Origin of the sequence: Methylobacterium sp. WL6 (assembly GCF_008040095.1) — a bacterium.
Lineage (GTDB): Bacteria > Pseudomonadota > Alphaproteobacteria > Rhizobiales > Beijerinckiaceae > Methylobacterium.
The window spans coordinates 1-5,663 of the sequence record NZ_VRVH01000289.1 but is presented as its reverse complement, the minus strand read 5'-3'; the positions used below and the strand labels follow the sequence as shown (position 1 = coordinate 5,663).

The 5,663-nt window shown below is 61.9% G+C and carries 6 protein-coding genes and 1 pseudogene; 2 read left to right on the top strand and 5 right to left on the bottom strand.

Features of this window, described 5'->3' with window-relative positions; genetic code table 11:
* Both FV230_RS30990 and FV230_RS23715 read right to left on the bottom strand, forming a co-directional pair.
* On the bottom strand, positions 1 to 688 hold a 688-nt coding region (locus FV230_RS30990), incomplete at its 3' end, for a histidine kinase dimerization/phospho-acceptor domain-containing protein (protein ID WP_281408319.1).
* A gap of 243 nt (positions 689 to 931) precedes the next feature.
* Positions 932 to 1,633 (bottom strand): response regulator transcription factor CtrA, encoded by a 702-nt coding sequence (locus FV230_RS23715; RefSeq protein ID WP_147844147.1) that lies wholly within the window; start codon positions 1,631 to 1,633, stop codon positions 932 to 934.
* Positions 1,634 to 1,760: 127 nt separating this feature from the next.
* On the opposite strand from FV230_RS23715, the pseudogene FV230_RS23710 reads away from it, so the two are divergent.
* Positions 1,761 to 2,168, top strand: a pseudogene (locus tag FV230_RS23710) (MucR family transcriptional regulator); the annotation flags it as partial.
* Between the two features lie 441 nt (positions 2,169 to 2,609).
* Here the strand turns inward: FV230_RS23710 and FV230_RS23705 are convergent.
* The 3 genes from FV230_RS23705 to FV230_RS23690 form a co-directional block, all read right to left on the bottom strand.
* Entirely contained in the window at positions 2,610 to 3,104 is a 495-nt protein-coding gene (locus tag FV230_RS23705; protein WP_147844146.1) for a ferritin-like domain-containing protein, read from the bottom strand.
* Between the two features lie 562 nt (positions 3,105 to 3,666).
* On the bottom strand, positions 3,667 to 4,185 hold the full coding sequence (locus tag FV230_RS30985) for a site-specific integrase (RefSeq protein WP_147844145.1): 519 nt from the start codon (positions 4,183 to 4,185) through the stop codon (positions 3,667 to 3,669).
* Positions 4,186 to 4,192: 7 nt separating this feature from the next.
* Positions 4,193 to 4,507, bottom strand: a complete 315-nt coding sequence (locus FV230_RS23690) for a hypothetical protein (RefSeq protein ID WP_147844144.1) — start codon at positions 4,505 to 4,507, stop codon at positions 4,193 to 4,195.
* Between the two features lie 133 nt (positions 4,508 to 4,640).
* Here FV230_RS23690 and FV230_RS23685 point away from each other — a divergent pair.
* A partial coding sequence (locus FV230_RS23685; protein ID WP_147844143.1) for a DUF2252 family protein occupies positions 4,641 to 5,663 on the top strand: 1,023 nt, incomplete at its 3' end.

Sequence of the window (5,663 nt, the reverse complement as noted above, 5' to 3'; positions counted from 1 at the left end):
CCATCTTCTCGGCCTCGACCTTGGACAGGTCGAGCACGTCGTTGATCAGCCCGAGCAGGTGCTGGGCGTTCGACTTGATCTTGCCGAGATCCTTTAGGAGGCTGTCTTGGCCGAGTTCCTCCGCCTCCTCCTCCAGCATCTCCGAATAGCCGATCACCGCGGATAGCGGCGTGCGCAACTCGTGGCTCATGTTAGCGAGGAACCGGCTCTTCGCCCAGCTGTGCTCCTCGGCAGCCTCTTTCGCCGCCTCGGCCCGAGCATTAGCAGCGGTCAATTCCGATTGGTTGCTAACAAGGGTGCGGTTCGCACCGTCAAGGCGCTCCAGCGTCGCCTCGTTCTGCACAACGGACCGACGCAGTGAGTCGCAGATCCGGATCATGACGGCACCAATCAACACGTACTGACACAGGAGCGAGACATCGACACCGTCGAGGCTCCCGTCGCGCGTGTAGAACCAAGTGGCGATCAGCGTAGAAAGCGTGAGGACCAACGTTCCGGCCCCCCGGCCGAAGGCGAGGCTTCCCGCCAACAGAACGGGGATGTAGAGGAGGAAGGGAGCGACATAGGCCGGCGCTAGGAAGCGCACGAACGTCATGAACGTGACGAGCAGCAACGGTACGCCGTAGCGAATGCCCGGCGATGGGCGGTGTCGGGCGATGGTTCCGATCAGTCTATGCAAGCTGCTCATCGGGGAGGAGTGTCACGACACGTCCGTATCGCAAAGCCATTGCATCGACGGCACGAAAATCGAGTGGGTCATGTGGACCGCCATGCGATGGTCCTATTCTATCTCATTGGGTCTAAACGCTGTTGGACCAAACCCATCTGCATCGTTGAGCGCCAAAGCCAGAAGCCGGAGCGCGGCGGCTATCGCGCGGTGCAAGGCGGATCAGGTTCGTGGCAGACAACATGAAGCTTGTGGATTGGCGCTTCAGCTCGCTAGAGCCCGCATCTCAGGCACACCCTCACGCAGCACGTAGCCGCGGCCCCAGATGGTCTCGATGTAGTTCTTGCCCTGGCTAGCGTTGGCGAGCTTCTTCCGCAGCTTGCAGATGAACACGTCGATGATCTTCAGCTCGGGCTCGTCCATGCCGCCGTAGAGTTGGTTAAGGAACATCTCCTTGGTGATCGCCGTGCCCTTCCGCAGAGCAAGGAGTTCCAGCATCTGGTACTCTTTGGTCGTGAGGTTGATCGAGGTTCCAGCGACCTTGACGAACTTTTTGTCAATGTTGATCGTGAGATCATCGACCGTGACTACGGCTTCGGCATGCCCCTGTGAGCGCCGAACAATCGCCTGGATGCGAGCCACGAGCTCGTCCTTGTGGAACGGCTTGGTGAGGTAGTCGTCGGCGCCAAAGCCAAGGCCCTTCACCTTGTCCTCGATGCTGGCCATGCCCGACAGGATCAGGATTGGGGTCTTGACCTTGGCGAGGCGAAGGCTGCGAAGCACCTCATATCCCGACATGTCAGGCAGGTTCAGGTCGAGCAGGATGATGTCGTAATCGTAGAGCTTGCCGAGATCGACTCCCTCCTCACCGAGATCGGTGACGAAGGGATTGAACCCGGCCGTCTTGAGCATCAGCTCGATGCTCTGCGCTACCGACGCATCATCCTCGATTAGCAGAACCCGCATCGTCCAACCTCAGAAAATCTAAAAAACTCCTAATGCGATATCCCTAACAAAAGCTTGACGTCTAATTTGGTAAGTTGTTATGCTGAGTGGCAAGTATTCCGAAGATAGTAACATGACTGGTGGTGCGATGCTCGTTTCGGGGCGGGACGAATTTGAAATGACGGCGGACCTCGTCGCAGCTTACGTCTCGAACAACCGCGTGTCGTTGAGTGAGCTGCCTGGCGTGATCGCCTCCGTGCACGCGGCGTTATCTGGCCTTGGCAAGGAGGAGACAGCCGAGCCCGCCGTCGAGAAGCCGACGCCGGCCCAAATCCGCAAGTCGATCACGCCGGACGGCATGGTCAGCTTCGAGGATGGTAAGACCTACAAGACGATGAAGCGCCACCTCACGCTTCGCGGGCTCACACCGGAGAGCTACCGCGCGAAGTACGGTCTGCCGTCTGACTACCCCATCGTATCGGCCGCCTACTCGGCCAAGCGGTCCGACCTGGCGCGTTCACTCGGCCTCGGCCAGCTGCGGCGCAAGGCAGCCGCTTAGGCTGCCGAGACGGGAGAGACGACCTCCGAGGTGGCCTAAGGCCGCTGAGCAACCAATTTTATGCGCTGGCGTACACCTTCACAGCGCTGCCGCATTCCAAGCGCCGTCTGAACGGTACCTTCGGGTAAGGGAGCATCAGGTCATGGCTGGAAGCGATCACGAGCCTACCATTCCACCCACCGTGCCGATCACGGGCGTGAACGTCCCAGATCCAACTACCGGGAGTGAGCCTGAGAGCAAAGATCCGGTGGCCGAGGCGCAGAAGAAGCCAAACGATCCCGACACGGCTGCCGAGGACGGTCAAGCCTAGCTTCTGACGAGCGGTGGTCGCGCTGGATTGGCATCAGATCACACGGACATGGCGCCCGGTGGTCGACCGGGCGCCTTTTGGCTATAAATCAATTTGACCTTGCGCCTGAAGGTGGAAGCGGCTGCGACCTACGCCGCTGCCCGCTCGACGCTCTCCGCCAGTTGACTGGCCATCGTATCCCCCTTGTAGATTTCATCGACTGCCTGCTTGAGCTTGACCGCGTCGTCGCTGCGACCGAGCGCTTTGGCGTAGGCAGCGGCCGAGCCGAAGCCCGCGAGCCCGTAATGCGACATGCGCTGGTACTGAGCGATGATCTGCACGTCGCGCAGCTTGCCGTCGCTCGGCGCCTCCTTGATGCCGTGCTTGAGCGCCTCCGCGACGAGGCCCTCCATACCCTTGCAATGCTCCGGCTTGGTCTCGCCGCCGTTGGCCTGGATCAGGCTCTTGAGCACGTCGGTGTGTTTTTGGATGCCGCCGACTGAGTGCTCCAGCATCTGTTTTAGCTTGGGGTCACTCGCCTGACCGGTGAGCTGCTGGGCAGCCCTCACCATCTGGTCATTGGCCGACCAGAGGTCCTGCATCTCGTCGAGGTAGACTTCTTTCAGGCTGGTGGGTGCGGACATCGCGGGGCTCCTTGGTTGTGTTTCCATAACCGCACCCGACCCCGACAGTTCAGATATCGAGTCTGAATCACTGCGTGGTTAGCCGTCGCGGCCTATGCCGGCCAAACCTTTTTTCAGACAGACGGCTTACAGAAACCCGCTCCCCGCATGATCCTTGAACGCGTTCGCCCGGCGGATGTACCCGAGCACTGTCCGCGGGTCGCGATGTCCCGACACTTCCATGATGCGGGCGAGGTCGGCCCCACGTTCTGCCGCCGTCGTTACGAACCCGGCCCGCAGGCTGTCACGCCAAATACTGCCGGATCAAACCCGGCCGCACCGGCATACCGGTTCACGATGTCCCCGATACTACGGTCCGTTAGGGCCTCGGCTCTGATCCGACCGGACCGCGAGATCGGCCGGAACACCGGCCCGTCTGTGATCTCGGCTGCCGCGAGCCAGTCCCGCAGCAGTGCTACCGGGCGGACATGCCGACCATGCGGGATCGCCTTCTCGGCCCCCCTCCCCTCCTGGTCGGTCTTCGAGCGTCGGATCAGCACCCGTAGGCCATCGGTGTGGTCGGTCAGGTCGGAGACGAGCAGCGCGGCCAACTTCGATGCCGGAAGGCACCAGCGAACCCGAGGCCGAGCAGAGCCCGATCCCGCTTGCCGGCAAGCCCAGGCGGGACGTGCGAAAGCATGGCTGCCAACACCTCGGCGGTCGCGGCCGTCTTCTGACGGATCTCCGTGTCGGGCCGGCGTCGGATGCCTTTGATAACCGCATGCACCGTCTCGTGCGCGCCTGGGTCCGGTAGGTCGGCGATCTTGTGCGCGTAGGCAATGGCCACGAGCCGCCGGCCGATCGTAGATGAGGCCCGCCCGGCCGCTGCCTCGTGCGAGAGGAACGCCGCCACTGTGTCAGGCGCCGCCGGGAGAGACGAGACTCCATGGCCCATGCACCAAGCCGTGAACACCGCCGCGTCCGATTTGTAGGCGCGGACCGTGGCGCTGGCTTTCGAGGCGCGCTGATAGTCCCGTACCAGGGCGAGCGCTTCGGCCGGCAGGTTGCCCCCGGCAAGGGGCAGAACAGCGATGGCTTGCATCGGGGGTTCAGAACTCGGCATCGAATCCCTTCCCGGACCCGAGGGTCGCCGCTATCATGTCGCCTAGGACGCCGTCCGCCCAATCGTTCGGAAGTCCCATGTAGCGCCCCGGCCGACGGATCATGCCGCACACGAACCGCTTGCCGTCGCGTTCGAGCGCTTGGCATGCACCCTCGGCCGGATGACCGGGAATGTGTTCAAGCGCCACGCTGCACGCCTGCGTCGCGCAGCACCAGCCGCATCCGTTGCAGGGCGAGCCGTAGGCCGGCTTCACCGCAAGGCACTCACCGTTGGTCCCATCTATCAGAACGATCGCTGTCATAGAGACCGCCTACCGGCTGAAACTTCCGAGAATGCACTCGGCCAACGTTGGTCCGGCGCTTTCAATTTGTAATCGCGCCGCTAGCTTCATTTGCAGCGAGCGGTTGAGGTCGATGGAGCGGTCAGCACACTTTATGGACATCACACCACTGCTCAACGATCAGCAAGAGGCTCTGGTCAAAGCCGCCGAAGAAGCGGTCTTGGAGCCATTAGCAGACTTTCCACATATCGAGCTGCGTTCAGGTGTGGAGCCGTGGGACAAGCGGCGCACCGCCGGCAAAATCCTACGTATCGAAATTCCTCACAAAGCTCATTCTGTACTGAATGTTAGCACGGATCGTCCAGACCCGGTGATGCTGATCGAGGCAGCACATGAGGGCCGGCAATCGCACCTCATTCCTCTCCGCATCGCGCGCATGGCTTCCTCACCATTCGCTTTTCTGCGTGGGGCTGCCCAGGTCATGGCCTGGGACCTCGCTCATGGTCCTCGCACCGCAATCGATGTGGTTCTGAACGGGGACGCACACATTTCCAATTTCGGCTTGTTCGGCACCCCACAAGGCGATGTCGTATTGGATCTCAACGACTTCGATGAGGTCACAGTTGGACCGTGGGAGTGGGATCTAAAGCGGCTCTGTGCGAGCATCGAGGTGGCAGCTCGCGACGCTGACGTGCCCCCATCTGAGCGTCGGGAGGCGACGCTGAGCGCCGTGGCAGGCTACCAGCACACGATGAACGATCTTGCCCCTCGCGGATCGCTCGAAGTCTGGCAGTCAGCATCGCGAGCCGACGATCTTGTCTTCGCCGGGATCGAGATCGATGCACGCTCTCAAGCGGTCGTGACCAAGGCCGTTGAGAAGGCTCGGCGGAAGAATAATCAGAGTCTGCTGGCCCGCGTCGGGGAACGTCGTACAGACGGTGGCTGGCGCTTCCGCGAGGATGCGCCGATCCTGGTTCGGGTTGATGATGCGACGCGCGAAGCTGTGACGTCTGGGTTGGAACGCTATGCTGAGACGCTGCCGCGCGAGCGCAGGTTCATGTTGAACCGTTATCACGTTGTCGACGTCGCCCACCGCGTCGTCGGGGTCGGCAGCGTCGGGACCCGCGCCTACGTGGCGCTGCTCTGCGGCAACTCGGACCAGGACGTGCTCTTCCTG

Coding starts and splice junctions, on each gene's coding strand:
- FV230_RS23690 (WP_147844144.1), bottom strand. CDS start 4,507: ATGACAGCGATCGTTCTGATAGATGGGACCAACGGTGAGTGCCTTGCG.
- FV230_RS23715 (WP_147844147.1), bottom strand. CDS start 1,633: ATGCGGGTTCTGCTAATCGAGGATGATGCGTCGGTAGCGCAGAGCATC.
- FV230_RS23705 (WP_147844146.1), bottom strand. CDS start 3,104: ATGTCCGCACCCACCAGCCTGAAAGAAGTCTACCTCGACGAGATGCAG.
- FV230_RS30985 (WP_147844145.1), bottom strand. CDS start 4,185: ATGCAAGCCATCGCTGTTCTGCCCCTTGCCGGGGGCAACCTGCCGGCC.